The organism is Lysinibacillus sp. FW12, from assembly GCF_050817245.1.
GTDB lineage: Bacteria > Bacillota > Bacilli > Bacillales_A > Planococcaceae > Lysinibacillus > Lysinibacillus irui.
In genome coordinates, this window is sequence record NZ_CP139094.1 from 2,891,587 (window position 1) to 2,918,240 (window position 26,654).

The following is a 26,654-nucleotide window of genomic DNA, read 5'->3' on the forward strand; positions in this document are numbered from 1 at the left end:
ACACTTGTTGATACGTAATCTATAACGACACCACATTAAAAAGAGGGGGATTTCAAATAAGTTCTTCGACATTCAGGATTAGCCGGTTGCTTTTGTACTTTGTACTCGTATCACTATTTCTCTTTGTTTCGGGAAATGTTGGACAATATTTGATAGAAACACAAGGTATGGATAAAAAAATAGCCATGCTTTTACAAGGAATGATTTTTACTGGGTTAACGCTTGTTGTCCTTTTTGTACTTAAAAGAGAAAATCCAGATTTTTTAAAAAATATTGGATTGAAGGGTGTTAATTCATTATCTAAGTTGATGTTCGGTATTGCGTTGCCTTTTATTTTACTCGTATCAGGCATTTTAACAGCTTATTTATTTGGTGGCATAGAAAATGTCAGGTTGAACTTGACAACAAATGTCATTATCGCTATTTTAATCAATTCATTAACAGCATTTATGTATGAGGCATTTCCAGAAGAAGTTTTTATCCGGGGACTAATTTTTGAAGAGTTGCATAAGAAATATCGGTTTATCATCTCATTAATTTTGCAACCGTTAATTTTCATATGTGTGCCGATTATGGTGATGGCCATGGCATCCATATTCTTTAGTGAACCATTTACAGTAACTATAGACTACTTTATTTTACTCTTCATTTTTGGCATTGCTCTACAGCTATATAGAAGATATACAGGTACACTATGGATGAGTATTCTCTTTCATATTGTTTATCTTGAAGTGGCTAGATATATTTCCATGGGAGGCATGTATAACCCAGATGTCGCTCTTTTAGAGTTTGATGAGACATTTGGAGGATTTATGACGCTCTACTTGTCTTTTTTGTTTATAGTGATATTGAGTGTAGTCGTGCTGTCAGTTTTGTTGCTAATTGATAAAAGAAAAAATAATTATAAAAACAACGTTTTACAATAATTTTCTATATCTCTTATTTTCTTCAATAAAAACTCTAAAGGTTCGCATGTGGAGGTTTTAAATATATCGTACAACAAAAGGAATCGAGAGCGTGACCTCTAGATTCCTTTTGTCTATAATGTGGATTATTTTGCTCCCGCGGCAATTAGGATTTGTTCAATCTCTTGAAAGCCTCGCTGTTTCGCGTGTTGCAATGGTGTAACATTATTTTGATCGGGTATAGTCACATCTGCACCATGCTCAATTAATAATTGAATCACGGTCTGCTGTGTAGGATTGCCGTTATTTAAGACAATCGCCTCCATTAGGGCTGTCCATCCTAAATGATTGACATGATTGACGTTAATGTCTGTATTCGTTAATAACTCCTCGATGACCTCCACATGACCATGCTCTGCTGCTGGAATTAATGCTGTTCCGCCATATCGATTCAAAATCGTAGGATCTGCTCCCGCCTGAATTGTAAGCTTTAAAATATCGAGATAGCCTTCTGCTCCTGCATAGAGGAACGGTGTGTTTTGCATGCTATCTTGAATATTAACATCTGCCCCCGCCTCAATTAATAGCTTGGCTGCCTCCACATCCTGATTATATGTAGCAATCATTAAGGCCGTTCGCTTGTTTGCATCCTGAGCATTGATATCTACTTTTTGCTCCAGAACCTTTCGAAGCACCTCTATATCTCCTTTTTCTGCTGCTTTCAAAAGCTCGCCTGTCAAATCTGTTTTCACCTCTTCACTTCCCCCTCTATCAAGCTGGATAGCCTCTGTATCGTTGGAGGAACACCCTTGCAGTAAAAATGATAATGCTATCATAACTGCCTGTATCTCCTTCACCTGTCATACACCCCTTTCTAATTTGATGTCGTACTTTCTTTAGTGTACGTGGTAATGCTAAATTGCCTATTAACCATTTCTTAAAAAAGTCTAAAATCTTGTACAAAAAAATACCTCGCCAACAAGACGAGATATCTTTTCTTATACATTGAAGCGATAGCCTGCTCCCCAAACGGTTTCTAAAAATTTGGGCTGTGCGGGATCACGTTCAATTTTTTCACGTAGCTTTCGAATATGGACAGTAACAGTCGAAACATCCGCAGCTGATTCATAACCCCAGTTACGCTCATATAATTGTTCTTTACTTAATACCTGATTGGGGTGTTTCACAAAAAATACCAACAAATCAAATTCCTTTGTCGTAAAGGCAATTTCATCTCCATTCACAAAAACCTTTCTGGCTGATGTATCAATAGTAATGCCATGGATGGACATCAAATGGTTGGTTTGCTGATTTGTTGCAAGACGCTCATATCTCGATAAATGAGCCTTGACCCTTGCCACTAGCTCACTTGGACTAAAGGGCTTTGTAATATAATCATCTGCTCCTAGTCCAAGACCTCGAATTTTATCAATATCTTCTTTTTTAGCCGACACAAACAGTATTGGAATATTGTTCACTGCACGAATCTGTTTACAAATTTCGAAGCCATTCATCCCAGGCAGCATAATATCCAAAATGATTAAATCATAATCACCTTCAAGTGCCTGTTTCAGTCCATCATCTCCTTGATGCTGAATATCCACTGCAAACCCATTAATTTCTAAATAATCTCGTTGGAGCTCTGCTATGCTCACTTCATCTTCAATTAGCAGTATTTTTTTCATGTTCTTTCACCTTCTCCTCCGCCTTTTTCAATGAAATGAAAATGCTCGTCCCCTTTGTTAGCTCACTGTTCGCCCAAATGTCGCCGCCCATTTCAAGCACAATTTGTTTCGCAATGGCTAAGCCTAAGCCACTCCCACCTGTTTGCGAATTACGTGAGAGCTCTGCACGGTAAAAGCGATCAAATATGTGAGGTAATGCGACAGGATCAATACCCGTACCATTATCTGTTACTTGAATAATCGCGTCATCTACTCGCTCATGTAAGGAAATAATAATTTGCTTATATGGTTTATCCATATATTTTTCACTATTGCTTAATAAGTTTGACAGGACCCTTCTTAATTTATCACGGTCAGCCATAACAAAAAGTGGTGAGTCCGCTGATATATATTGTAAGTGAATGTCTCGATCAATAAAATCAAAGCTCGCATCCTCTACATAATCATGCATATATTGCTGTAAATTGACGTTTTCCATTTGGAATGGAATCTTTTTTAAGTCCAACTTTGAAAATAAGAACAGCTCATCAATTAATACATCCATATCCTTTGCTTTCGTATAGATAGTTGTTAAATATTTATCCATCTTCTCCTCTGTATTCGCCACACCATCTTTGATGCCCTCTACATAGCCAATAATCGAGGTCATTGGCGTTTTTAAATCATGTGAGATATTTGATAGTAATTCTTTTCGATTTTCCTCATATTGAAGCTGCAGCTGGATCGATTCTTTCAGCTTAATCCTCATTTCCTCAAACGATCGATTAAGCTGTCCTATTTCATCATTCGAACGGGACGTAATTTCAAAATCCAAATCACCCGATTTTATGCGTTCTGCCCCTTCCTTTAAAGCAGAAATTGGATTAATAATACTTCTCGAAACTAAATAATTTAATATGCCAATAATCATCATAAATAAGACAAATAAAATACCTAAAAGAATAGGTAATAGCTCTCGTGTTACTTCTGCACGGGAACTAACCTCTCGTAAAACGAAAATACTTCCCTCTGTTTCATCCGGAAAATAAAAATCGAATTTTACATACGTATAAAATGCTTGATTAATCATGATGGTGTCACGAGAATTTATATTCGTTGCCTCAAAACCAGGTAAACTTTTCAGCAACAATTGCTTATGGTTTTTCTGCGTAGAATAGACAATTTGATGATCTTTTCGTACAACAATCTCAATCGCAGGGGCATTTATTTTTTCTAGCTGCTTGACATCTAAAAGCTGCTTGGGATCAGTTTTAGCTAGTAATTTTAAATCCAAAAAAGCATTTTCCTCTACCGTTGTCAAAGGTTTTTGGACATAGGATTTTTTAAAAAAATGCTCAATCGCTTTAACATCACCTGTAATAGCAAAGGAAAAAAGAAAAACTGCTGCTAGTAATAGAGCGATGGCAATAAAAATAACACCAATATAAGATAGTAAAAACCTCGTTTTAATTGACATCTACATTCCCCCAATAAGCTGAAGCTACTAGCAATGTACCATACAAATCTTAAAACTTTATAAAATTCGGCTGAAAAATCTATAAACAATTACAGTATTGCGCTTATGCTATTGAAGTAAACAACACAAAAAAAGATACGGCACCTTAATGCTGTGCCGTATCCAGTCATTTATTTTGTTTCTTCTGCTCTTAATTTCTTTTTTGTTTGCCAGCCAATAATGATAAGTTCAATCAACACTACAGCGATCAAGGAAGCGCCAAACAATGGCATTAATACACCTAAAATAATAAGGAAGATCACAAAAGGCAATGAAATTTTATGAGAAATTTGAGGTGGTGCCGACAGCTCGCCTTTTTTCCTACGTAAAATCCACATGCGAATTCCCCAGACAATGACAGCTAAAAAGGCGAGACAAATCACTAAGTTTAGCAGCTTATTAGGCCAGCCAAATAAGTGGCCTTCATGTAAAGGAATGCCCCATGAAAAGAACTTGGCTAACATACCGTAATCCTCATAGTTGACTTGATCGATAAATTTGCCACTATATTGATCAAAATACATTGTCGCTTCTTCTGTAGGTTTGACATCTAGACCCGTTACTCCAGAGTTACTAGCCTTTGCCACTGTATATACGCCTTCACTATTTGAAGGGTAAATAATTGAATAAGGCTTAGTGATATTCATTGCATCGATTTCTTTTTCAAGGTTAGCAATCGAGATTTGGTTGTCGTTTGTATAACGGACAGCGCCGCCTCCATGATGCTGTGCATGTTCGCCTTCAGACGATGGTGCTTCTAATTGGCGAGTCGCCCATGGTATTTCCGAGACATCCGATGTTGGTGGCTTTTGCTGTAATATTGGGTAACCAAACGTTGGACTCTCTGAAGCAATATTGGAAAGGATTGACCCTTGAAAAGCAGACCATAATAGCCCTGTAGAAATGAACATTACCATTGGAATCGTAATAATGGTCCCAACAAGCGCATGGTATCTCTTACTTTTTTGGCGTTTATTTTCCGACTTGTGCTTTTTCAGAGCATTCCCTTTAAATGTCATATAAAGACCTGACAGTAATAAAAAGATAGTCCAGCATGCTGCTAGTTCTACTAAATAATTGACAAATGTACCGCCAATAAATAGGGAGCTATGCGTATTTCTCATAATATTAGAGAATGTATAGTTAGCATCCTGACTACCTACCATTTGATTGTGATCATCTAAAAATACATATTTTTCTTCTTTCCCATTGGATAATGTTAAACGGGTATTATATGGTTCTTCCAGCATAATGACTTTAGTTGTGGAGTACCCCGCAAATGCCGCTTCCGCTTTTTCTACGGCTTCATCAATCGTTAAGACCTCTTCTTTATGGCTTTCTCCAAAGAAGTAATCATCATATAATTTGTTTTCTACATCTGTAAAAAATAAATAGCCAATCCCACTTAAAGTAAGAGATAACAATAATGGCGTTATAAAAAGTGCTGCGAAAAAATGTAGCCGCCAAAACCTTGAATAAAGCAAATTTTTCATATTTAATCTCCGTTCTTTTTATATATAGCAAATTTATTATATAAAGTAAAAGTGAAATATGAATGAAGTCCTAAAGGCAGTTTTATGACAAACAAATGTATTCCCATTGGTATTATGATATTTAAGAACAAAAATAATCATAGCCAAACCTGTTTTGACTCAAGTTTGACTATGATTAGGTCAAGATTTACAAACTCATATTCACCAAAATTTTACACTGACTACGATCTTTTGTTAAAGCCTCAAAGCCTTTTTCCACAATATCCTCTAAAGCAATTTCACTTGTAATCACGGCTTGTCCATCAATAACGCCTCGTGCTAGTAATCGAATGACTTCAGGGAAAATGTTAACATAGGCAAATGAACCGCTAATTGTTACCTCTGGTGAAACTACCGCATTTGGATTAAATTCAACGGGTCTTTCCCAGACACTGACAATTTTAAATTCGCCGCCAGGGCGAACAGCACTTACGCCACTTGTAAACGTTGCTTGAACACCTGCTGCATCATAGGCAACATCTACTCCACCATTTGTTTTTTCGCGAATATAGGCTACGGCATCTGTGTCGATTGGATTGATAACATAGGTTGCACCCAAATCAAGCGCTTTTTGGCGACGTTCATCGGAAACCTCCACTACAAAGATTTCACTTGCTCCAGCCGCTTTCACAGCCTGCAAGACTAATAAGCCAATGGGACCTGCGCCAAAAATAGCGGCAGTATCGCCAAGCTTTAATTGACTTTGTCGAACAGCATGCACGGCTACCGCTGTAGGTTCAACCAGAGCACCTAGCTCTAAACTCATACCATCAGGAAGCTGGTAAATATTTTCTTCTTGCACAACCGCATATTCAGCGAATCCACCTGAAATGGTATAACCATAAGATTGTCCACGTTTACATAAGTTTGAATAGCCACGTCTACAGTTATCACATTTGCCACATGGTATTGGCGGCTCCACTGCTACGCGATCCCCTACTTTTGTTTGTGTAACTCCTTCTGCTACTTCTACAACAACTCCGGCAAATTCATGCCCTAATACTGGTTGTGTACGGAATGCATAGGCCCCGCCTACATATTCATGTAAATCACTACCACAAATTCCGGCAAATGCAACTTTCACTTTCACCATCCCAGGCTCTAGTGCTGGCAGTTGTGCCTCCTCTACTCGAATATCTTTAATACCGTAAAATTTTGCTGCTTTCATTGTGATTACCTTCTTTTTTATTGTTTTGTGTGAAGACCATTGAACACGAAATGAACTGCAAGCTCTGCAATTTGCTCGGGTGTTGATTGTAAAGAAGAACGATTTAAAAATGGGTTATTCAAGGAATACATTAACGTCCCCATAATAAAGTTCAACGCGACATCAATGGACTCATAGTGTATGGTCTGTTGCTCTTGACACGCTTGTAAAATTGTTCGAAGCTGCTCCCAGGAAGGTAAAAAAACATCCTTTAGCATCTCTAGTCTTGGACTATTCATGACAATCTCTTGCTGTAAAATATCAATTAATTCATGCTCATGAATACGATAAAGGACAAAATTACGACAAAAGCTTCTGAGCGCACCTAGTGAATCGCTAACATCATAATGGGCATTCATAAAGGTGTCGCGTAGCGGTTCAAATAATGCATTGAAGACATTTTCTTTCCCACCAAAATGATAGGAAACAAGCGCGAGCGACACATTTGCCTCATCACAAATTTGTCTCACTGTCGTTCCATCATAGCCTCTTGACGAAAACAAGGATTTCGCTGCCTGCAAAATTTGTTCTTTTACCTCTTTATTTTTCTCTTTTTGTGCTACTTCTTTCTTATCGACTTCTCTCACCTCTTTTTTTGAACAAGTGTTCAAAACGATTGTTCAAAAAAATCTTACGCCTACAATTTACTATTGTCAATGGATGCGCTCATTAATAATGGCTACTTCCAAAAATGAAGTAGCCAACATGAATTTTATCCAATTAATTCTTTCATAACATTCGCATATGCCGCTAAAATCGACTGCTCATGTGCGGCATCATGCCCAACATACTGTTCAACAAGCTCCTTCAATGGTCTAGCCGCGTAAGGCTCTTGCATAATTTCTAATTTAAATAGACTTTCATAGTATTCAATCACTTGTGGATTCATGTGAACCGCTCCTTTATTGTTTTACATAAAAAAACATCTTTCCCTCATTAGAAAGATGTCTACAATGACAAATACACGACATAATACGATGATGGCCAGTTGAAAAAAAGCTTGCTATTAAACATAGAAGCTACCTTTTTAGCAATCATCGTACTATGAGCATGCAGGAGAATTTCTCTAGTCACACTCAACACCCCCTATCCTCGTAGGTTTTTGGCTGTACTAGATAAAGGCAGGTCTCCTGGCTTATGTTCATCGCACCTTCCACCTTCCCATTACGACTCGTAACAGTGGCCCTTTGAAATGTGCTCCCATTTACAGTTGCGGGACAGCGTCGGATTTTCACCGATCTTCCCTTTTAAACAAATTAAAAAATCTAATTTGTACCTCTATCCTATTATTCCGTTTTTATTATTATACCATAGTACTAATATCATAATAGATTAGATATCGTGGGCTATCCTTTACTTTTTTGGGGTCTATCACTCAATCCTAGGGTGCTAACCTTCAATTCGAGCATTCTATCCGCCGCTTTTTGTTGGCTATCCTTCAATGTTTGGGTTCTATCCACCGGCTTAAGCGCTATCCTTCAATTTTGGGGTTCTGTCCGCCGCTTTAAGCGCTATCCTTCACTTTCAGGGTTCTATCCTTCACTTTAAGCATTCTATCCGCCACTTTTTGTCGGCTATCCTTCAATTTCGAGGTTCTATCCACCGCTTTAAGCGCTATCCTTCACTTTCAGGGTTCTATCCTTCACTTTAAGCATTCTATCCGCCACTTTTTGTCGGCTATCCTTCAATTTCGAGGTTCTATCCATCGCTTTAAGCGCTATCCTTCACTTTGAGCATTTTATCCACCACTTTTCGATGGTTTTCCTTCAATTCTAAGATCCTATCCACCGCTTTAAGCCTATCCTTCACTTTAAGCATTCTATCCGCCACTTTTTGTCGGCTATCCTTCAATTTCGGGGTTCTATCCACCGCTTTAAGCGCTATCCTTCACTTTCAGGATTCTATCCTTCACTTTGAGCATTCTATCCACCACTTTTTGTCGGCTATCCTTCAATTTCGGGGTTCTATCCACCGGCTTAAGCACTATCCTTCACTTTGAGCATTTTATCCACCACTTTTCGATGGTTATCCTTCAATTCTAAGGTTCTATCCACCGCTTTAAGCCTATCCTTCAATTCGCGCATTCTATCCTTCACTTTGAGCATTTTATCCACCCCTTTTTGAGGGTTATCCTTTAATTTTGGGGTTCTATCCGCCACTTTAAGCCCTATCCTTCAATTCCAGAGTGCTATCTCTCAATTCGAAGTTACTAGCCAACGCAATAAGAGCTTTCCTCCCACTACTAAAGCCGCCATTGCGCTCTGCCTCCTGTCACCATTTCAAATATTTTGAAAATATACTATAATTAAGGTAGAAAAGGAGGCTTCATTTCTATGATTATCGGTTTACATCATGTGCAAATTACGATTCCAAAGGGGACAGAGGGGCAGGGAAGAGAATTTTATTGTCATGTCTTAGGTCTTGAGGAAATTGAAAAACCTGATTCTCTCAAAGGGCGTGGGGGATTTTGGTTGCAGCTAGGGCATCAAGAGGTGCATGTAGGTACAGAGGAAGGCTTCGATCGTTTGACGACAAAGGCGCATATTGCTTATCAGGTAGAGGATATTAACGAGTGGCGGGAGAAACTAGCACAACATCAGATCGACATAATAGAGTCCGTGCCAATCCCTCATTATGAACGTTTTGAGTTCAGAGATCCTTTTGGCAATCGTGTTGAAATGATTCAGAAAATCTCGTAAACTGTCCACTTTTGGGCAGTTTTTTTCATGAGAATGTTCCATATGACAACGTACTGAAACATTTGTAATAAAACTGTAAATTCCCTTGATAAAGCCTTTTATAACAAGTGTTAAGGGGCTCTCCTTTGTTGCCCTGGTAACATTTACCGCGTAGAAGCCCTAGATTTTCATGCTACGATTATTTCCATGGCAAAGCTATACAGGAGAAATCCTACTAGATGCTAAGGAGGTTATTTAATAACATGAATAAACGATTTTTATCCACAACACTTGCCTTAACGATTGGATTGAGTTCATTCGGAATGGTGCAAACAGCATTCCAACCTATCCAAGTAGAGGCTGCTACAACAAATACACAGAACAACGCACAGGCTGTTGCTGCGAAAGCAGATCAATTAATTAAAACTGGTAAAAGCTTAATGGGGCAAGCAACATACAGCAATACGGTATACAAGCCTACATACCCATATAAATTTTCTTGTGCTTCATTTTTAATGTACATTTTCGAGAAAAATGGTGTAGATCTTGGTACGTACAATGAAAATTATATGATTCAGCAAGGGACATATGTAGCGAGAAACCAATTACAAAAAGGGGATTTAGTCTTCTTTAAAAGTAAAAAAACAGGGACAGATCCCGACCATGTCGGCATGTATATTGGCGACAATAAAATCATTCACATGGCTGATCCAAAACAAAATATCATCATCTCTGATTTAAATAGTAAGCCTTATTACAAAGAAAATTATGTATCTGCACGTAGAGTATTACCTACCCTACTATCAGCCAACCCTGCAACAAAAGGCGATAAAATTGTTGAGAATGCGCTGACTTATAAAAATAAAGTATCGATTAGCTCGACAACAAATGAGTCAAGTCTACGATTTACCGCTCCAGCTTTTGTCGATTTCATCTATCGTAAAAGTGGCGTTACACTCGGATCAACTTCTTTAAGTGGTTTAATGAGCAAAGGATCAACTGTAGCGCGTGCTAATTTGAAAAAGGGTGATTTAGTCTTCTTTAATAGTGTGAAAGGTTCAAAAAACCCTTCTCTTGTAGGGATTTATGCAGGCGATCACCGCATCATCATCCCTAATTCCGATGGTGTCATGACAAGAGTATTATTTGTTGATTATTATGCTAAACATTATATTACTGCGAAGCGCGTTATCTCTACTAAATAACTCTACGCCCAGAAGTATAGCAAGCTTTAGTTAGTACACTTATTCAAAAATCTCAGCTTGAAAAAGTTGATTTAGTATTCTTCTCTACCAATAGAAATCACACAAACGGGGATCTATTTAGGGAGTAATCAATATATTAGTATGACAACGACATGGGCACAAAAGAATTTTGTAACAGCTCGACGTGTTTTAAAATAAGTAAGATAATTGGGTGTCTCATTTAATTTTGAGACACCCTTTTGCTCTATAAAGAGTTTTTAAGTGTATTGGCAAATTCAATCATGGATCTACTCGACATCGGCCCTTTTATTAAGACAATCGTGTCCGCATCAAGCTTTGGTTTCAATAGTTCTAAAACGCCTGCTACCTCTTTAAACGTATGAACTTCTGCGTTGGTTCCATCTTTTTGAGCCTGGTCGGCAATTTTCTCTGCCCTTTTGCCGATGGTAATTAATGTATCAATCTTTCTCTCAGCAACCATCGAGCCAATTTCTCGATGATATTTTTCCTCAAAATTACCCAATCTCTTAATATCACCTAAAATAAGAATAACCTTTTTCTCTTTTCCTACTGTATCTAATACTTTTAAGGCTGCCTCTACCGATGTTGGATTATTAGTCCATGTATCATCGATAATCGTACTATCTCCTAGTCCTGTCGTAAATTCTAAATGTCTTGCCATTGGTTTAAAATTCCTTAATCCTGAAATAGCCTGACGAATGGTCAGCCCCATTTCATGACAGGCGGCAATTGCGGCTAACGCATTGTAAACTTGGTGTTCCCCATAGCCAGGGACAAATACGTTATACTTTGTCTCTGCAAATTCAAGTACAAATTTCATACCTGTATTGGCAAATTGTATTTTCGAAGCCTTGTAATCCGCCGAATCCTGTAAACCAAATTTAATAATCTTCCCTTTAAATCGTTTCAAAGATATTGTTTTAATGTTATCATCATCCGCATTGATGATTAACGTGCCATCTTCTTTAATTCCCTCTACAATTTCAGCCTTGGCCTTAATATAACCTTCAAGGTTGAGACAGCCGTCTAAATGATGTACACCAATATTCGTAATAATACCGATTGTTGGCTGATAGATCATACACTGATGTTTAATATTCCCTGTGTTGCCTAAGCCTAATTCAAATATAGCCGCTTGTGTTTTCTCTTCAATACCCGTCAAATAGGGTAATGATTGTCTCGGCTCATTTTTACTGCTGACGGATGCTTGCACTTGCCAATGCTTACTCGCGATATGCTTTAACATCTCTTTTGTTGTTGTTTTACCACAGGTTCCTGTCAAAGCAACAACCGGAATGTCAAACAGACTCCGATAATATTCGATAAAAGTCCAATAGGCCTGCGTAACGCTTTTGACTTGTAAAACGGTTGTGTTGTCTAAGGCGTTTTTTAACTCTGTAGACGGCTTATCGGATATGATGAGGGACGGACCTTTTCGATCAATCTCTTGCCAGTTAATTTGATCACTTCGACTTACAAACAGAAGCGTATGACTTTTCGTTAAATCATGCCGATTATAGTAGATTGCATGCTGAACAGACCATTGATCTGATCCATGAATGAGCTTTCCCTGTAGTACATTCCTAAGTTTTTGCACACTAATCGGTTGCAAGTGTACTACGCCTCCTCTCTTTATCAATCTTATAGATGATTTGTTCCTTCTCTTGATTCAGAGTGTTGTTTTCTGATCAATTACTATACCTTATTAGCGCTTCTTTCTATGTGGCACAGTCAATATCCTATATTGTCAGAAGCAAGTTAATCTGCGGGTGGTGTAGGTTTAAGCTTTAGCTCCGTTGCTAGTTTTGACACCTGTTTACTATACATATCACCTTTTATGAGAACAATCGTATTCTCATCCACAATCCCCTGCAATAACGGATAAACGAGCGTGCTATTTTTAAATGAATAAACAGGCTTGCTAAACCCTAGCATTACTGCATAATCCGCCATAATCTTGGCATGCTCCCCAATAGTTATCAAAACATCCACACCAATACGATGGATTAATTCACCCGCTTGCTCGTGAATAACATAGCCCCATGAACCTAAATCCGTAATCGTCCCTATCACAGCAATTTTCTTCTTGCCATCCCCTAGCTCATTTAATACTTTTAAAGCAGCCTCTAAGGAGGTGGTTGTAATACTCCAAGTATCATCCAATAACATCGAATGATTGATGCCCTCAAAGAGCTGGAGTTGTTTTTTCAATTGGCGGAATGACTGAAGTTGTTTTGCTGCAACTGGAATAGGTACCCCCATGTCATAGACTGCTGCGATGGCAGCAAGGGCATTATAAACCTGATGTTCACCAAATCCTGGTACAAGAATGTCATAGCTTTGTCTGTCATGCTGAAGAACAAATTTCATACCCTTTTGATAATACTGAATATGACTCGCTCGAAAATCACAGGATTCATGCTTTCCCACCTTTATCAAGCGCCCACTAAATCTAGAAACATCTAGTTTTTTAGTATTGATATCCTCCGCATTAATAATTAACGTACCTTTAGGATGAATAATGTCTAGCATTTCTCCCTTTGCTTGAATATAGCCCTCTAATGTTTTGCAATAATTTAAATGATGGGCTCCGATATTAGTAATAATCCCGATCGTCGGTTTGAAGTATTTCCCAGCATTTGTAACATCACCTGGTGAGCCAACAGCCGTTTCAAATACGGCTGCCTCTGTATCTTCCTCAATACTTAGTAAATATTGCAATGATGCCGTTCTTGAATTACTGCTCAATGTAGTAGCGGTCACTTTATGCTCTGCTGAAAGAATATGTTTAATCATCTCTTTTGTTGTTGTTTTCCCCGAAGTTCCTGTAATCGCTACAATGGGGATCTGGAACTGATTGCGATAAAAATCGACAAACTTCCAATAGGCCTCATTTGCATTCGCTACCTGTATCATATTAACTTGGTTTGGAATGTCATTTGGCCGATAAGCTCTATCGGTCACTAGCACTAGAGGAGAAAATGGCTCAAGATTTTTCCAATTGACAATGCGTTTACTAGTAAAAAGGGCCGTATTAGGTTTTTTTACTTGTTTTAATCGATAAGCACCATGCTGAATCAGTAAATCCTCTGACCCTTGCACTATATAGCCTGCCGTAATCATTGCTAAATTTTTCACCGAAAGAGGCTTCATATCTTTTCTCCCTCCTTTCTTTTCTAGTATATGTAACCTCCTAAAAGTTGCTTGGATGAAGTCAAGATACATAACTAGGAGAAATCTATTTCGTTGCATATATATAAAGGTGATTAAGTATCTAAGTACCAATAGAAGGAGTGATATACCTGAAAGCAATTGTATTTATCGGTACAAACAAATCCGGGTCTAGCCGTGAAGCGACGAGAGCAGCAGAAAAATTAGGCTACTTCACAGTACTTTTTACTAATAATGAAAAACAACTTCAGCAGCGACGAGCCTACCCTGACATTCATAAAATGATACTCATTGATACTTTGAATATTGAAAGAATGAAAGAGGAAATTGATAAACTAGGGAAAACCGGATTAGACATTAAAAGTATCGTTAGTTTTGTGGATCCATTTGTCCATGTTGCCTCTATGCTATGTGATGAATTTTGTCATAACTACACCTCCTCCTCCGCAATTGAAATCATGGAGGATAAAGAAAAAACGAGAAATTATTTAAAAGACCAGCCATACTCACCAAAGTTTTCGCTCATGAAGCCCAATGAACCTATTGCTAACAATTGGACTTTTCCATTAATCGTGAAATCACCAAAATCAACAGGCTCAAAAGATGTATTATTAGCAACGGATGCTGATCAACTTAATAACCACCTCAAATCATTACGTAGTAAAAACCCCTATGAATCGATCATGATTGAAGAGTATTTGGAGGGCCCTCAATACTTAGTGGAGGCTGTTGTGTATCAACGGCAGCCACATGTGATTGGCATAATTGAGCAGGAAATTACCCAAGGGAAACGCTTTATCATTACAGGCTATGGTGTATTGGTGAAAGCGCCTCAAGACATTCGCGCGGGAATCGAGGAAGTACTCCACTCCATTGTAAAGGCCTTTGATTTAGAAAATGGGGCGCTCCATTTAGAGCTTCGATTAACCCAAAACGGTTGGAAACTCATCGAAATTAATCCGCGAATATCTGGGGGCGCCATGAACAATATGCTCCAGGCTGCTCTTGGCTTTAGTTTAGTAGAAGAAACACTGAAACTATTGCTTGGTCAACAGCCTAATTTTCAGCCAAGGCATAAAAAATTTGTCTATACAAAATATGTCATTGTAGAAAGTAAAGGGGTTTTAGAGAAGGTGATTGGTAAGGCGAGAGCATCCAGATCCACAGGCGTCGTAGAAGTATATGTGAAACCTAGAAAAGGAACGCTCCTAACGCCACCTTTATCAATGGGTCACCGCTATGCCTATGTTATTGCACAAGGAGCCACATTGAAGGAAGCTAGAAATCATGCTATCAACGCAGCAAAGGAAATCAAATTTATATTGAGAGTTTGAAAAAAATATCCCGAATAATTGCCGCTTGCAGTGGACAGTTACTCGGGTTTTTTTATTTTTATTAATGGTTTATTCTTCTCTAAATGTTTGATCTAAAAATTTCACGGTTTCAAACATATTCGTTTTACTAGCACCTTTCACGAGAATGGTATCATGAGGCTTAATGAGCTTTTCTAGGAGGGCATGTAATTGGTCCTTATTAATAAAATGATGTACCCTGGATGGGTCCATGCCCTTGGCGATGGCGGCATTGCTCATTTCATCTGTCCTAAATCCATAGGTAATGAATTCATCAATGCCAACATCATATACATATTCCCCAACCTTTTTATATTCTTCTTCCCTTAAAACACCAAGCTCACGCATTTGCCCAATAATGGCTACCTTCCGATTTTTAGCAATATTGGTTAGCACATCAATCGCTGCACGAACCCCTTGTGGATGGGAGTGTACTGTGTCATCAATAACTGTAATATCATCGCGGCAGTTATAGATAGTTAAGCGTCTTGGTGGTTTTTTAAAGTTGAGTCCAGCCTGAATATCGAGTGCACTGAACCCTAAAAGATCAGCCACTGCAACTGCATTCAGAGCATTGTAAACATGATGTTCTCCTAAAATAGGAATATACATTTCTATCTCTTGACCATGTAGCTTCATTTTAAAGGACATGCCGATATCCTTATACTGTAAATCATAGGCACGATAGTCCGCTTCCTTTTTAATGCCCACCGTGATGATTTTCCCTTTAAATTGCTGTGTCTCTAAATACCTTGAATTATCATCATCCTGATTGACAATGAGTAAACCTTGTTGATCCATGCCATGAATCAATTCCGACTTCGCCTTCGCTACGCCTCTTACATCGCCATCAAAATTACCGACATGCGCTAAACCGATATTTGTAACAATACTAATATTCGGCTGGATAATGCTACAGTGGTTCGTAATAATACCAGGGTAGGCCATACCATATTCTAATACGACCGCCTGGTGTGAATCATTGATTTCTTCCTTATGCTTTTTCGTATGCTCTGTCGTATTCCAATAATCCTTCGACTCAAAAACATTCCATTTTTTCGATAAAATCGACCCAACAAATGCCTTTGTCGTTGTTTTCCCAGCACTTCCGGTAATTGCAATAATCGGTATGCTTTTCTTTTCTGCAGGCTGCTGATTTTGTTGTTGAACGATCTCCTTCTGCATTTTTTTATGATTTTTCGCTAAATACATAGCATAACGAATAGAATGGATGACAACATCTAATTCCAAGTAAAAAGCAGGAGGACAGCCTGGTCGCCAATTGACCTCATACATCCAAATTTTTTGCTGCTGATCTAAACCTACGTCAATGCCAATTTCATCAATGACTTCCCCAAACTTCTCCATTTGAATCTCATCCAGATGATGGGCCAACGCTAATGAAAAATGCTCTAGCATTCGACGAATATTATAAGCTTCTTCCTTGAACTCCTGCTCCAAAAAAGGATCTAAGTAATTGGTAAAGCCACCATTATTAATATTCGGTATAATAGAGCCATTAGGCGCGATCCTTGGGTATACTGTCGTCACTACCCATTTACCTTCACCATTTTTTTGTACATGTAGCCGGAAATCATAGACTTGACCCGATTTAGTGATTGATTGAATATAGGGCTGCATAATAAAGGTGCCAGCCGCAAGCTGCTCCTTTAGTAATGCATCTAATTGAGGCTTTGAATAGGTTGTATTCGTACTATCCTTTCTCACATCAAAATGCTTTGTTCCTGCCTTCGTAATAAAATAGATACCTTTACCCTTGCGTCCATCAATTGGCTTAAACACAACCTTTTTATAATAATTGATAAACTTGTGAAATACATCGACATCCTTCACAATTTCTGATGGAATCAAATACTGTTCAAATTCCTTTGCTTCCTTCAATCGCTTCATCACATTCCATTTATTCCCGATTGAATGAGTCGTAAATGGAATTTCTTCTTTTAAACGATCAATAATCTCTTTGGACACAGATAATTTCTCTGGACTCCCTGCATTATAGATCACATCTGGAAAGGGCATCGTTTTTTCATGCCATTGTCCATCCTCATAAACTTTAGCGCGAATGGAACGTTTGGCAAAATCAACACTTTTAGGTGTGAAGTAAAAAAACTGTGCCCCTTCTGCCTTTGCAACTGCTGCATAGGCATACGACTTGAGGACTGTGGTTGGATCAAGTCGATGATGCAGCATACCAATAATCGTCATAGCTAAACTTCCTTTCATTAGAGTCTCTCTCTATTACATTCACTTTCTATCCCTTACATCGAGACAGATGCTCTAGCTTAGTAGTATAATCTGGCGCTACCATTTAGGCTCAATGATAAATTTCCCTTTCAGCATGTCTGGCTTTAATAGCTGAATCGCAGAAATGCCACTAAGTTCAATGGATTTTTCCGTACTTGTTTTTTCTAACCTCACTACATCCGCCACGGAATTGGTATCATTGCCTTCATAATCGAAGGCACGTAACAATGACACGGTGCCACGACAACGCTCCTTATCGACTGCCTCAATACGAAAAAACTCCGTTTCAAACTGTTTCACTGTATCCATTAACCTTAAATGAGCGCCACTGTTTGTAATTAAAAAAAAGGGAATCGTATCACTCCCAACGATTTTGACAAGTAACTGACCGAAATATTTAGATTGAAAGTTCATCATAATATCCTGAAGATCCTTCAAATCACTTAAAGCTTCGCATAAAAAATGATTTCTTTTCTTCTCACTATTCAAATAATAGCCCCCTCCCTAGTCTGAATAAGTGTATATATCCATGTAAATTGCCCTCTCGTTATAATATGTAGCAATAAAAAATATGACGACTAATTCACAAAGAAACAAAAAAACCTCTCCCATTGAAATGGAGAGGCTGTTGTTATGAGATTAGGAGATGAAGACTGCTAGAAGATCTTGTAGATCATACTGTGCTATTGTCTCCAGGGTCTGATGTCCTGTACCAAAAGGTAATTGCTTAGTGATTGCGTTAGGAATGACTAATGTATACAGCCCCGCTGCTACTGCTGCTTGTGCGCCATTCGGTGAATCCTCAATTGCTATAGCCTCATTAGCCTTTATCCCTAACTGTTCAAGGGCCTGCAAGTAAAGCTCTGGATCCGGCTTAACATTGGTCACAGTGTCAGCAGTACAATAACAATCAAAAAAATCTCGAATGCCAAGCGTATCAACATATTGATCGATCCACTGGCGGCTAGAGCTACTAGCTAACCCAATTTGTAAACCCGCTTCCCTTGCTTGCTGTAGCCACGTTAAAATACCAGGTCTTACTGTTTCCTTGGCCATTAGCTGCGCATGGCTTTGTTGAATCGATGTTTGAAATGCCTCCACATCCAATTCAATGTGATGATGTGTGACAAGATATGTATAAGGATTAAACTCTTGAAGATTGGTCCCAAGGCATTTTGCATATGTTGCCAACGATAAGTCAACCCCATATTGGGCATAGGCATCTCTAAAAACAGTATACCACGCCGTTTCCGTATCAATAATTGTACCGTCAAAATCAAAAATAATGGCTTTAATCATCACATATCCCCCTATTCCGTATCTGTGTATCCTGCTTCTTGTGGTGCTATCCATTGATTCTGGCCAGCTATAATTCGATTTTCGATGGCTATTCATCTATCACGCTAGACTCCTGCTTTTTTGCGGGGCTATCCTTCGATTTCAGCCGGCTATCCGCCACTTTTCTATTCCTATCCACCGCTTTTGGACGGCTATCCACCACTTTTGGACGGCTATCCACCACTTTTCCATTTCTATCCGTCTACACGCTAGATTCCTGCTTTTTTGCGGGGCTATCCTTCGATTTCAGTCGGCTATCCGCCACCTTTCTATTCCTATCCACCGCTTTTGGACGGCTATCCATCACTTTTCTATCGCTATCCGTCTACACGCTAGATTCCTGCTTTTTTGCGGGGCTATCCTTCGATTTCAGCCGGCTATCCGCCACTTTTCCATTCCTATCCACCGCTTTTGGACGGCTATCCATCACTTTTCCATTCCTATCCGTCTACACGCTAGATTCCTGCTTTTTTGCGGGGCTATCCTTCGATTTCAGCCGGCTATCCGCCACTTTTTCCCTTTTATCCCCTTGATTTAACAAGATAACCCCTCCAATAATTAGAGCAATGCCAATCGCAGAGTAGAGATTAAAAATATCGTTCCAAATTATAATGCCGACCATGACGGTTAAAGCTGTGCCAACTCCAGACCAGATGGCGTAGGCTAAGCTTAATGGCATTGTTTTTAAGCATAAGGATAGGCTATAAAATGATATGCCATAGCCAAGTGCCACTGCTAATGATGGGACCAACACAGTGAAACCATCGGAAAGCTTGAGCATCGTTGTGGCAAAGACCTCACTTATGATTGAGAGTGTTAAAAATAAATAGCCTTTCATTCTAAGGTGCCTCCTAATGACCGCCTGCAAGATTGAGTACTACGACACCCATAATAATACAGAGAATCCCTAGTACCTTCTTGCGATTGAATATTTCCTTATAAAGGACAACCCCCACAATAGCTGTTAAGGCTGTCCCTAAACCGGCCCATATCGCATAGGCCGTACCAATTGGAATGACTTTTAATGTTAAGGCTAAACAATAAAACGCCGTTCCATAGCCCACCACCACACCGATCGATGGCCAAATCCGAGTGAAACCCTCCGTGCGCTTTAGCATGGAGCTTGCAAAAACCTCTGCTATAATAGCGAGTAATAAAAAAATAAAAGCCAACATTGTTAAAATCCCTTCTTTATTGCTATGGTTCCTCTTCCTCTACATACTCCAGTCTATCTCCTGGCTGACAGTTCAACTCATACAGAATTGCATTGAAAGTAGAAAAACGTAAGGCACTTACCTTGCCCGTACGCACACAATCGCTATGTATAGTGTAGCAGTAAATAAACATTTCACGAATCTTTTTAGATTTTCTTGGCTAGCTGATCGGACAACAATAATGTCACACCTTCACCTTCAGAATGAATGGAAGCCGTGCACTGCCCTTAGTCAAGTACTGATTCACTTCCTGTTCTGTAACGACCCTACCCCGTACAAATTGAATCGTCATTAGCATGTTCGTAAAAATAGTAACAAGCCCCTTAATCAATAATTAAAATTCTTTACTATATAATTTGTTCCATGCCAGCAGTCCCTTCCTTTATTATTAAATAATAAAACCCTCTAATGCTAGAGAGTTCTACTTTTTATGAACATTATTTCATTCTAAATACCTCACCTTTTGGTACAAATGGTAACTTAGCTCCTTGGGGTAGCACGTAGGCATGTTCTCTTTTAATCGTTAAACGGTCGCAATGTCCATCCGTAATAATAAGGATAGGGCCATTTTTAGGGAAATCGGATGCTTCTTCCAGTAAGCGGACCCCAGGTTGTAACACTGTGCCTCCTCTGCCCCGTATTTTTACTTTTGTTAATAGCTCTTCTGGTGCCATATAGCCTGCATCATAGGCAATGGCATCACAAAAGATGACACGTACAAGTGGAACTTCTCTTGCAATACTATAGCTTGCTATTGTCCCGAGTGCTTTGCCAAGTAAGGCACGATCCATAGAGCCAGAAGTATCGATAATAACTCCGAATGTACGCCCATCTTCCTCCCCACTTTGGTGAAACCATCTTGGTCTTGCAATATCAGGTGTTGATGCTTGCCTTCTACTGGGGCGTGCATAGGTTCTGACCTTCTCTAATGGTTGAAACATGCGATCAAACCATTTTGCTAATTCCACGTCCCAGGCAATAGGCGGCTGTGACAGACTTCGAATTTCCTCGATTAGTCCTTGTGGCAAGTACCCCCTATCTTGCGCCATATGATAGCTTAGCCCTTGACTCAATGCTCTTCTATAAAATGCGTCCAAATCAACGCCTACTTTTCCTTCCCAAAAGTCTGGCGGTTTCGTTTCTATAATATCCACCATTCCTTGCCCCCGAAAGGTTCTTAATTTACGATACAACCTCATATCCGTAACAATACGATCATAAATAGCTTCTGCAGATAACCCTTTTAATGCAGGGTCATATAGTCCACCAAATGCTGGCATCTCCCCTATTTTCATGTCGATTAACCAGCCATTTATGACATAATCGCAAGCAACATTCCAGAGATAGGAATCACGCCCTTGTCTCCGTGTAGTATGACTTAATCCAGCATGAAGCAATTCGTGTGCTATTAAAAATCGCATTTCTTCATCTGTCATCCCCATCGCCGTATTTAGGTAAATCTCCTTTGTTTCAACCGAGATGGCTGCTATCGAGATGTCCATCCTTGTACAAACAAGTGGATCTTCGATAATCGTAAAATCGGCAGCTAATGCGCCAAATAATGGATAGGAGCTCATAAACCAAGCTTTTGCCCGTTGTGCTTGTGTCAAATTCGTCGAGCCTGCGAGTGTGTTGTCTATACCTCCCGCTACACGAATGGCGCTTTGCACAGCTTTAGCTAATCCCTCTGCAAATAATTCGCCATAGTTGCGATAGCCGCTAAACATGTACTGTGTTTTATTTTGTGAAATTAGAAAATCCATTTGTCCTGGCATTGTGCTATAGCCTTTAAAATGAGCAGGTACACCCTCTCGTAGAAATCGATCATACAATTTTTCCTCAGAGGTAAAGGCTTCAACAAGTTGTTCATTCATTTCTTTTGGTGCTTGACCAAATTTGAGTTCTGCTAAAAATTTCGTGATATAACAGTCACAAGCAATATTCCATAGATCCTGCTGCTCTTTTTTGGGTTGGTGATGCTGTAAGCCAAGGTGTAATAAGCAATGGGCAATGACATAGGCCCATTCATTTGGCTGCCCTTTTTTATCTTGATTGACGTAGATTACCCCTGTACTCGACACATAAGCCCAATCTTTTTGTGCCATATTTTCATATTGCATGTAAACGGCATTACATAACACTTCAAATAATGGATGGGTGGCGATCATTTCATGTCCTCGAGCGATTGATGTCTCATTTTTATGCTCCTGCTTTGATGTTTTCTTTTTTTAGCCATAATTTATCCATCCTTCTTAGCTACTAAACGTGGTAAATCTCTAATCACTTCAAGCATAAACCAGGCTGGTAAGGCTTCACCCTTTTGCTCAGACACGACCATTTGTGCAATTTCTAAGCTAATCGAAGCTAAATCCTTGATCAAATCCTTGGCACGGAATGCTAATTGTTGTTGATTTCCCTTCAAAGTCGTATGCTCGCTCGGTAGCTCTTTGATTAGTTGCGCGCGGAAGGACTGCGCCATGAAATAGAGTAAGTCTCTTTCATCAGGTCGATCTGGCCAGCGTAATTCACCATTGATGATTTTGGCTAAATCATATTTGCTTTGCACTTGTTTAATAAAGGCTTTAAATTGACTTGCAATATGCGAAGATAGGCAGCTACTCGCTAAAATATCGATAGCTTGTTCATCTAGACTGTTACCATAGGCATACAGGCAATCACTTAGCATATGCCAAGACCTTGGAGTGGAAAAGGGTTCTTCAGTTTTTGGTGGTTCACTCCATAAATGATCGGGACGCATTTGAACATACTCAATCACATATGGGTGTATTTCATGTTCATAGGCCCATTCGAGCCAATCTTTATGAGAGGCTCTAAGTTGAACATGGACCATACGATTAATTAATGCCGAGGACATCGGCTTCACGATCGCACTATCCTGCGCTCTATTCCCTGCTCCAATCACAATCGTGCCCTCTGGTAATAGAAATTCCCCAATTCTTCTTTCATGTATAAGACTATAAAAAGCTTTTTGTACCTCCTGTGAGCAAGCATTTAATTCATCTAAAAATAAGCAATAGGGTTCATCTCGAGCAATCATTTTTGGTGGACAGAACACACTGTAGCCATCCTTTATTTGTGGAACCCCGATGATATCCTCGGGTGCTAGCTGACTGCCTAATAAAGACACACATGGCATTCCTAATTCACTCGCAAAGCTTTCTACGATTGCCGACTTCCCAATGCCAGGTGCTCCCCAAATAAATACTGGTCGTATAGGCGCTAAATTTAAAAGAAAATCATATAGTTGTTTTTGTGTCACAGAAAAAATAGTATTCAATCAAAACTTCCTTTCAAGCTGGTCATTGTTTTACAAATAATACTACCATTTTCTATTACATTATGCTTGTCTCTACCAATCTATTATGTCATGCGGGAAGATAAAAAATGAGGAACTAATTATGTTGAGGGACGTTCTATTAATGATGGAATCTATTAATCAAGACATCTCTTTATTTCTCTTTCACTCTCTGTAATAATGAGAGATAGCTAAACTTTGATAGAAGGGAGGGAGATGTGGTCACGACCAACATCAAGCATACGATGAAATATATGCTTAATTTTTTAAAAGGACTCATGATTACCGTTGTCGTTATTTGTATTTCGTTTTATATGGTGACACAGTTATTTAATACGACTGAAAGAGAAGAGCCTGTTGTCGATGATCGTCCAAGTGTGGAGGAGTTTATTGGAGAGATCGCTGAAACAGCACGAGATCTTGGTGCTGAAAATGACCTATATGCTTCCGTCATGATTGCACAAGCGATTCTAGAAAGTGAGCATGGACAAAGTGGACTTGGCTCTGCTCCAAACTATAATCTATTCGGGATGAAAGGCAGCTACCAAAATAATTCCGTAACTCTTGAAACAACAGAGGATGATGGTTCAGGTAATCTATCCACAATCATGGCTGCCTTCCGCAAATACCCTTCCTATGAGGCATCGATGCAGGATTATGTCAAATTAATGCGTAATGGGGTTTCGTGGAACAAAGATTTCTATGCGGGCGTTTTTAAAAGCAACACAACTGCCTATACAGATGCAACGAAGTTTTTAACAGGCTCTTATGCTACCGATTCGTCATACAATGAAAAATTAAATACACTTATCGCAAAATATGATCTACAACAATATGATAGCCCTGTCAAAGATAAGAAAACCATTACCGTAGCTGACGGGGACTCGTTGATGAAGATTGCAGAGGTTTATAATGTGAAAGTAACCTCTATTAAACAATGGAATCAGCTTCGAACAGACCGCCTTGAAGCAGGTCAACAATTAAATATTTATCATTATTAACTCAAGACCTCCATCTCGCCTGCGGGTGTATGGAGGTTTTCTTGTTGGCAACCAAATCTTATTCACCACGTCTAAATGTAAAATGACGAAAGGGTTTGAATCCAATGAAGCGCATGCAGCTAGTCAGTCTAATCATCGTCAATCTTGTACTATTGCCAATCATTCAGCTAAGCTACAATCAATTTTATGCCGTAGATATACCCGAAGGCATGTTTCAACTTTGGCTGTTTCCACTACTAATATTATTGATAAATGTTCTACTATGGAGCTGTCGTCTTCGTATAACATCCTATATTCATTGGACCTTTATCTATGTAGGAGCAGGTACTTCCTTAGCCTGTTATTTTGTTTGGCACTACAGTCAACTAATCCCCTATCCACACATGCCCCCAGGTGAGGCGACCTTTGAATTATACATGAGAACGTTTGTACTCGGACTATGGCAGCTAGTCGCTTTATTTCTTGTCAATGTCCTGACATTCATTATGAGCAAAATATGGATGTCCTTAAAAAATGTACCTAAAATTTAATGATGTATTATACGGTGAAGACTCGTGTCTTTTCTGTCCTTCCCCCCTCCTAGAACTCTAATCGGTGATTGACTGTTGACTATGCTTCTTCCGACACTATCATTTCACCCAATAAAAGAGAAGCCTAGTTACACAGCTTCTCCTGAAATAATGAACCTACCTCTAAAATGGTCGTAGCTAGATCATGCCGATAGAGAGGGTGATTTTCTTCTAAACTATTAATTGACACTTCATTCCCTCCAATTGAAGAATGAACATAAAGTTGATCCCCCATATATAAAGCAATATGACCTGGAAAATAAATTAAGTCGCCCTTTTGCATTTGGTCTCTAGCTATTTTCACAATCGAAAAGCCCTCTACAATTTTGGCATCTCGATAGATCGTCACACCATTTAGCAAATAAGCCATCGAGCACAAACCAGAGCAATCAATCCCCAATGGTGATTTGCCACCCCAACGATAAGGTGCTCCTAAATAACTTAACGCAGTTGCCACCACATTCTCTCGAAATTGCTGCTCGGAAACCGAACGTTCTGTCATTTTTGCCTGTAGCCATTTTGTGCGAACATAGCCCCTTTGCCCTGTCACTAACTGTACAGCTGACCATTCTTCCGGTAAATTTTCTTCTGACACAACACAGATGGAAGAGCCTCTTACAAGTGTTACTAGTTTCGAACTTTGAATACGTGGTTGCTGTAATACATCCGCAAAACTTTGAAAAATGATATGCTGTGCTTCCCTTTCCCACTTAGAGACTAGTACTTCGTCTACTAGTAAGTCTGCCTTCTGACAATAGCCTTCATAGCGATAGGCCGTTTGGATATATACCCAACCTTCATTGACATCCCTGATCCTCTTTACTGTCATCCCATAAAGCACTTCATCGACAACTTCAGACGTTGAAGTTGGCATAGCGTGTAAACTAGCAATCATTGCTGTTACGATAGCCTTCATTACATTCCCTCCTTCCGCTCCACTAGCTCTTCATAAACAACCTTTGATAGACGACCAATTAATTGGCGTGCCTGCTCATTATTCGTCACATTGGTGATAAAAACACCGATACTATAATCGATAGCACTACTATAAACAATCCCCACATCATGATCGACGGTATCAAGTCCTCCTGTTTTATGTGCAAGTTTGATATCATCCACGAGATAGCGCCTTAAGGACTCGTGTATACGCTGCCGACTTAAAATATCAATGACCAATTTACTGTATGCGGGGGACAACACATCTTGCTGGTAAATACGTGTAAAGAGATGAGCCATATCCCGAGCTGACGTGCAATTGTCTATGCCCTTTGCGAGGCGCTCAACATCCATCATTTTACGCTGTAGCAAGGTGTCCTGTAGACCCAACCTGTGGAAATATTCATTTAAAAAATCCATTCCTACTACATCAATTAGGACGTTCGTGGCTGTATTGTCACTAGTAATAATCATCCATACAAGCAGCTCATATACAGTGCTTTGCGTCAGACGTTGTTCGCTCACTACACTGAAATCCACCCAATCGTTCGGCGCAATGGAAAGCGTAGAATCAAGCGCAAGATGGTTGTCATCCATAGACGATAAGAAAGCTAGAAGAATAGGAACTTTTATTAAACTAGCACTTGAAAATGAATGCTCAAGCTGATGACCAATTAGAAATTGATTGGTTGCTAGATTTTTTACAAATAGATGTACCTCATAAGGTGATGCTTGAATCATCTCGTGAATCTTTCGTTCCATAG

The 26,654-nt window shown here is 39.2% G+C and carries 26 protein-coding genes, 1 pseudogene and 1 riboswitch; of the genes and pseudogenes, 6 read left to right on the forward strand and 21 right to left on the reverse strand.

The window, feature by feature from the left end; translation table 11 throughout:
* The first annotated feature begins 149 nt into the window (after positions 1-149).
* Positions 150-926, forward strand: coding sequence for a CPBP family intramembrane glutamic endopeptidase (locus tag SJW71_RS15125; protein ID WP_431811138.1), 777 nt, complete (start codon positions 150-152; stop codon positions 924-926).
* A 125-nt stretch (positions 927-1,051) separates the two neighbouring features.
* Here the strand turns inward: SJW71_RS15125 and SJW71_RS15130 are convergent, their stop codons facing one another.
* The 9 genes from SJW71_RS15130 to SJW71_RS15170 all read right to left on the reverse strand — a co-directional run bounded on the left by SJW71_RS15130 (position 1,052) and on the right by SJW71_RS15170 (position 8,929).
* Positions 1,052-1,741 carry an ankyrin repeat domain-containing protein gene (locus SJW71_RS15130; protein WP_409264303.1) on the reverse strand — a complete coding sequence of 230 codons (690 nt, stop codon included), beginning with the start codon at positions 1,739-1,741 and terminating at the stop codon, positions 1,052-1,054.
* A 162-nt stretch (positions 1,742-1,903) separates the two neighbouring features.
* Complete coding sequence (locus tag SJW71_RS15135; RefSeq protein WP_322606225.1) at positions 1,904-2,590, reverse strand: response regulator transcription factor; 687 nt, start codon at positions 2,588-2,590, stop codon at positions 1,904-1,906.
* A complete protein-coding gene (locus SJW71_RS15140; protein WP_431811139.1) occupies positions 2,568-4,046 on the reverse strand; it encodes a sensor histidine kinase in 1,479 nt (492 codons plus the stop codon). Before SJW71_RS15140 ends, SJW71_RS15135 begins: the two co-directional genes overlap by 23 nt.
* Positions 4,047-4,216: 170 nt before the next feature.
* A complete protein-coding gene (locus SJW71_RS15145) occupies positions 4,217-5,578 on the reverse strand; it encodes a PepSY-associated TM helix domain-containing protein (protein WP_341385953.1) in 1,362 nt (453 codons plus the stop codon).
* A 187-nt stretch (positions 5,579-5,765) separates the two neighbouring features.
* The gene (locus tag SJW71_RS15150; protein ID WP_322606227.1) at positions 5,766-6,785 is read right to left on the reverse strand and encodes a 2,3-butanediol dehydrogenase; all 1,020 of its coding nucleotides are present in this window, start codon (positions 6,783-6,785) and stop codon (positions 5,766-5,768) included.
* A gap of 17 nt (positions 6,786-6,802) precedes the next feature.
* Complete coding sequence (locus SJW71_RS15155; protein WP_274796677.1) at positions 6,803-7,435, reverse strand: TetR/AcrR family transcriptional regulator; 633 nt, start codon at positions 7,433-7,435, stop codon at positions 6,803-6,805.
* Between the two features lie 101 nt (positions 7,436-7,536).
* On the reverse strand, positions 7,537-7,713 hold the full coding sequence (locus SJW71_RS15160; protein WP_274796676.1) for a hypothetical protein: 177 nt from the start codon (positions 7,711-7,713) through the stop codon (positions 7,537-7,539).
* Between the two features lie 59 nt (positions 7,714-7,772).
* Positions 7,773-7,898 (reverse strand): hypothetical protein, encoded by a 126-nt coding sequence (locus tag SJW71_RS15165; RefSeq protein ID WP_274796675.1) that lies wholly within the window; start codon positions 7,896-7,898, stop codon positions 7,773-7,775.
* A gap of 29 nt (positions 7,899-7,927) precedes the next feature.
* A riboswitch (cobalamin riboswitch) is annotated at positions 7,928-8,119 on the reverse strand.
* Between the two features lie 681 nt (positions 8,120-8,800).
* Positions 8,801-8,929 (reverse strand): hypothetical protein, encoded by a 129-nt coding sequence (locus SJW71_RS15170; protein WP_431811140.1) that lies wholly within the window; start codon positions 8,927-8,929, stop codon positions 8,801-8,803.
* A gap of 228 nt (positions 8,930-9,157) precedes the next feature.
* Here SJW71_RS15170 and SJW71_RS15175 point away from each other — a divergent pair, with 228 nt between their 5' ends.
* Positions 9,158-9,523, forward strand: coding sequence for a VOC family protein (locus tag SJW71_RS15175; protein ID WP_274796674.1), 366 nt, complete (start codon positions 9,158-9,160; stop codon positions 9,521-9,523).
* A 242-nt stretch (positions 9,524-9,765) separates the two neighbouring features.
* Positions 9,766-10,707 carry a C40 family peptidase gene (locus tag SJW71_RS15180; RefSeq protein ID WP_322606229.1) on the forward strand — a complete coding sequence of 314 codons (942 nt, stop codon included), beginning with the start codon at positions 9,766-9,768 and terminating at the stop codon, positions 10,705-10,707.
* A 244-nt stretch (positions 10,708-10,951) separates the two neighbouring features.
* Here SJW71_RS15180 and SJW71_RS15185 read toward each other — a convergent pair whose 3' ends face one another.
* Entirely contained in the window at positions 10,952-12,340 is a 1,389-nt protein-coding gene (locus tag SJW71_RS15185; RefSeq protein ID WP_431811141.1) for a UDP-N-acetylmuramoyl-tripeptide--D-alanyl-D-alanine ligase, read from the reverse strand.
* A gap of 146 nt (positions 12,341-12,486) precedes the next feature.
* Entirely contained in the window at positions 12,487-13,881 is a 1,395-nt protein-coding gene (locus SJW71_RS15190; RefSeq protein WP_322612035.1) for a UDP-N-acetylmuramoyl-tripeptide--D-alanyl-D-alanine ligase, read from the reverse strand.
* A gap of 140 nt (positions 13,882-14,021) precedes the next feature.
* Between SJW71_RS15190 and SJW71_RS15195 the strand changes: the two genes are divergently transcribed.
* Positions 14,022-15,233, forward strand: a complete 1,212-nt coding sequence (locus SJW71_RS15195) for an ATP-grasp domain-containing protein (RefSeq protein WP_274796670.1) — start codon at positions 14,022-14,024, stop codon at positions 15,231-15,233.
* A gap of 69 nt (positions 15,234-15,302) precedes the next feature.
* Here SJW71_RS15195 and SJW71_RS15200 read toward each other — a convergent pair whose 3' ends face one another.
* The 8 genes and pseudogenes from SJW71_RS15200 to SJW71_RS15235 all read right to left on the reverse strand — a co-directional run bounded on the left by SJW71_RS15200 (position 15,303) and on the right by SJW71_RS15235 (position 23,366).
* Complete coding sequence (locus tag SJW71_RS15200) at positions 15,303-17,495, reverse strand: YheC/YheD family protein (protein ID WP_322606232.1); 2,193 nt, start codon at positions 17,493-17,495, stop codon at positions 15,303-15,305.
* 78 nt (positions 17,496-17,573) lie between these two features.
* A complete protein-coding gene (locus SJW71_RS15205) occupies positions 17,574-18,005 on the reverse strand; it encodes a hypothetical protein (RefSeq protein WP_431811142.1) in 432 nt (143 codons plus the stop codon).
* A 150-nt stretch (positions 18,006-18,155) separates the two neighbouring features.
* Entirely contained in the window at positions 18,156-18,815 is a 660-nt protein-coding gene (locus SJW71_RS15210; protein ID WP_322606233.1) for an HAD family hydrolase, read from the reverse strand.
* A gap of 487 nt (positions 18,816-19,302) precedes the next feature.
* Positions 19,303-19,692, reverse strand: a complete 390-nt coding sequence (locus tag SJW71_RS15215) for a DMT family transporter (RefSeq protein ID WP_431811143.1) — start codon at positions 19,690-19,692, stop codon at positions 19,303-19,305.
* A 13-nt stretch (positions 19,693-19,705) separates the two neighbouring features.
* Complete coding sequence (locus SJW71_RS15220; RefSeq protein ID WP_322606235.1) at positions 19,706-20,029, reverse strand: DMT family transporter; 324 nt, start codon at positions 20,027-20,029, stop codon at positions 19,706-19,708.
* A 22-nt stretch (positions 20,030-20,051) separates the two neighbouring features.
* Positions 20,052-20,165 (reverse strand): annotated as a pseudogene (locus SJW71_RS15225) (helix-turn-helix domain-containing protein); the annotation flags it as partial.
* 340 nt (positions 20,166-20,505) lie between these two features.
* On the reverse strand, positions 20,506-22,236 hold the full coding sequence (locus tag SJW71_RS15230) for a DUF2201 family putative metallopeptidase (protein ID WP_431811144.1): 1,731 nt from the start codon (positions 22,234-22,236) through the stop codon (positions 20,506-20,508).
* A 71-nt stretch (positions 22,237-22,307) separates the two neighbouring features.
* A complete protein-coding gene (locus tag SJW71_RS15235; protein ID WP_431811145.1) occupies positions 22,308-23,366 on the reverse strand; it encodes an AAA family ATPase in 1,059 nt (352 codons plus the stop codon).
* 236 nt (positions 23,367-23,602) lie between these two features.
* On the opposite strand from SJW71_RS15235, the gene SJW71_RS15240 reads away from it, so the two are divergent.
* Both SJW71_RS15240 and SJW71_RS15245 read left to right on the forward strand, forming a co-directional pair.
* The gene (locus SJW71_RS15240) at positions 23,603-24,385 is read left to right on the forward strand and encodes a glucosaminidase domain-containing protein (RefSeq protein ID WP_274796661.1); all 783 of its coding nucleotides are present in this window, start codon (positions 23,603-23,605) and stop codon (positions 24,383-24,385) included.
* Positions 24,386-24,489: 104 nt separating this feature from the next.
* Positions 24,490-24,915, forward strand: a complete 426-nt coding sequence (locus SJW71_RS15245) for a hypothetical protein (RefSeq protein WP_431811146.1) — start codon at positions 24,490-24,492, stop codon at positions 24,913-24,915.
* Between the two features lie 124 nt (positions 24,916-25,039).
* Here SJW71_RS15245 and SJW71_RS15250 read toward each other — a convergent pair whose 3' ends face one another.
* Together SJW71_RS15250 and SJW71_RS15255 are read right to left on the reverse strand one after the other, a co-directional pair.
* Positions 25,040-25,870 carry a C40 family peptidase gene (locus tag SJW71_RS15250; RefSeq protein ID WP_312507024.1) on the reverse strand — a complete coding sequence of 277 codons (831 nt, stop codon included), beginning with the start codon at positions 25,868-25,870 and terminating at the stop codon, positions 25,040-25,042.
* Positions 25,870-26,652, reverse strand: coding sequence for a serine hydrolase (locus tag SJW71_RS15255; RefSeq protein ID WP_431811147.1), 783 nt, complete (start codon positions 26,650-26,652; stop codon positions 25,870-25,872). Before SJW71_RS15255 ends, SJW71_RS15250 begins: the two co-directional genes overlap by 1 nt.
* Positions 26,653-26,654: the final 2 nt, after the last annotated feature.

Bases quoted from the DNA above. Each gene is read 5' to 3' on its own strand.
- SJW71_RS15245 (WP_431811146.1), top strand. From the start codon at position 24,490: ATGAAGCGCATGCAGCTAGTCAGTCTAATCATCGTCAATCTTGTACTA.
- SJW71_RS15175 (WP_274796674.1), top strand. From the start codon at position 9,158: ATGATTATCGGTTTACATCATGTGCAAATTACGATTCCAAAGGGGACA.
- SJW71_RS15255 (WP_431811147.1), bottom strand. From the start codon at position 26,652: ATGGAACGAAAGATTCACGAGATGATTCAAGCATCACCTTATGAGGTA.
- SJW71_RS15200 (WP_322606232.1), bottom strand. From the start codon at position 17,495: ATGAAAGGAAGTTTAGCTATGACGATTATTGGTATGCTGCATCATCGA.
- SJW71_RS15140 (WP_431811139.1), bottom strand. From the start codon at position 4,046: ATGTCAATTAAAACGAGGTTTTTACTATCTTATATTGGTGTTATTTTT.
- SJW71_RS15210 (WP_322606233.1), bottom strand. From the start codon at position 18,815: ATGATTAAAGCCATTATTTTTGATTTTGACGGTACAATTATTGATACG.
- SJW71_RS15170 (WP_431811140.1), bottom strand. From the start codon at position 8,929: ATGCTCAAAGTGAAGGATAGAATGCGCGAATTGAAGGATAGGCTTAAA.
- SJW71_RS15150 (WP_322606227.1), bottom strand. From the start codon at position 6,785: ATGAAAGCAGCAAAATTTTACGGTATTAAAGATATTCGAGTAGAGGAG.
- SJW71_RS15160 (WP_274796676.1), bottom strand. From the start codon at position 7,713: ATGAATCCACAAGTGATTGAATACTATGAAAGTCTATTTAAATTAGAA.
- SJW71_RS15130 (WP_409264303.1), bottom strand. From the start codon at position 1,741: ATGATAGCATTATCATTTTTACTGCAAGGGTGTTCCTCCAACGATACA.
- SJW71_RS15190 (WP_322612035.1), bottom strand. From the start codon at position 13,881: ATGAAGCCTCTTTCGGTGAAAAATTTAGCAATGATTACGGCAGGCTAT.
- SJW71_RS15135 (WP_322606225.1), bottom strand. From the start codon at position 2,590: ATGAAAAAAATACTGCTAATTGAAGATGAAGTGAGCATAGCAGAGCTC.
- SJW71_RS15220 (WP_322606235.1), bottom strand. From the start codon at position 20,029: ATGTTGGCTTTTATTTTTTTATTACTCGCTATTATAGCAGAGGTTTTT.
- SJW71_RS15180 (WP_322606229.1), top strand. From the start codon at position 9,766: ATGAATAAACGATTTTTATCCACAACACTTGCCTTAACGATTGGATTG.
- SJW71_RS15250 (WP_312507024.1), bottom strand. From the start codon at position 25,870: ATGAAGGCTATCGTAACAGCAATGATTGCTAGTTTACACGCTATGCCA.
- SJW71_RS15215 (WP_431811143.1), bottom strand. From the start codon at position 19,692: ATGAAAGGCTATTTATTTTTAACACTCTCAATCATAAGTGAGGTCTTT.
- SJW71_RS15145 (WP_341385953.1), bottom strand. From the start codon at position 5,578: ATGAAAAATTTGCTTTATTCAAGGTTTTGGCGGCTACATTTTTTCGCA.
- SJW71_RS15230 (WP_431811144.1), bottom strand. From the start codon at position 22,236: ATGATCGCCACCCATCCATTATTTGAAGTGTTATGTAATGCCGTTTAC.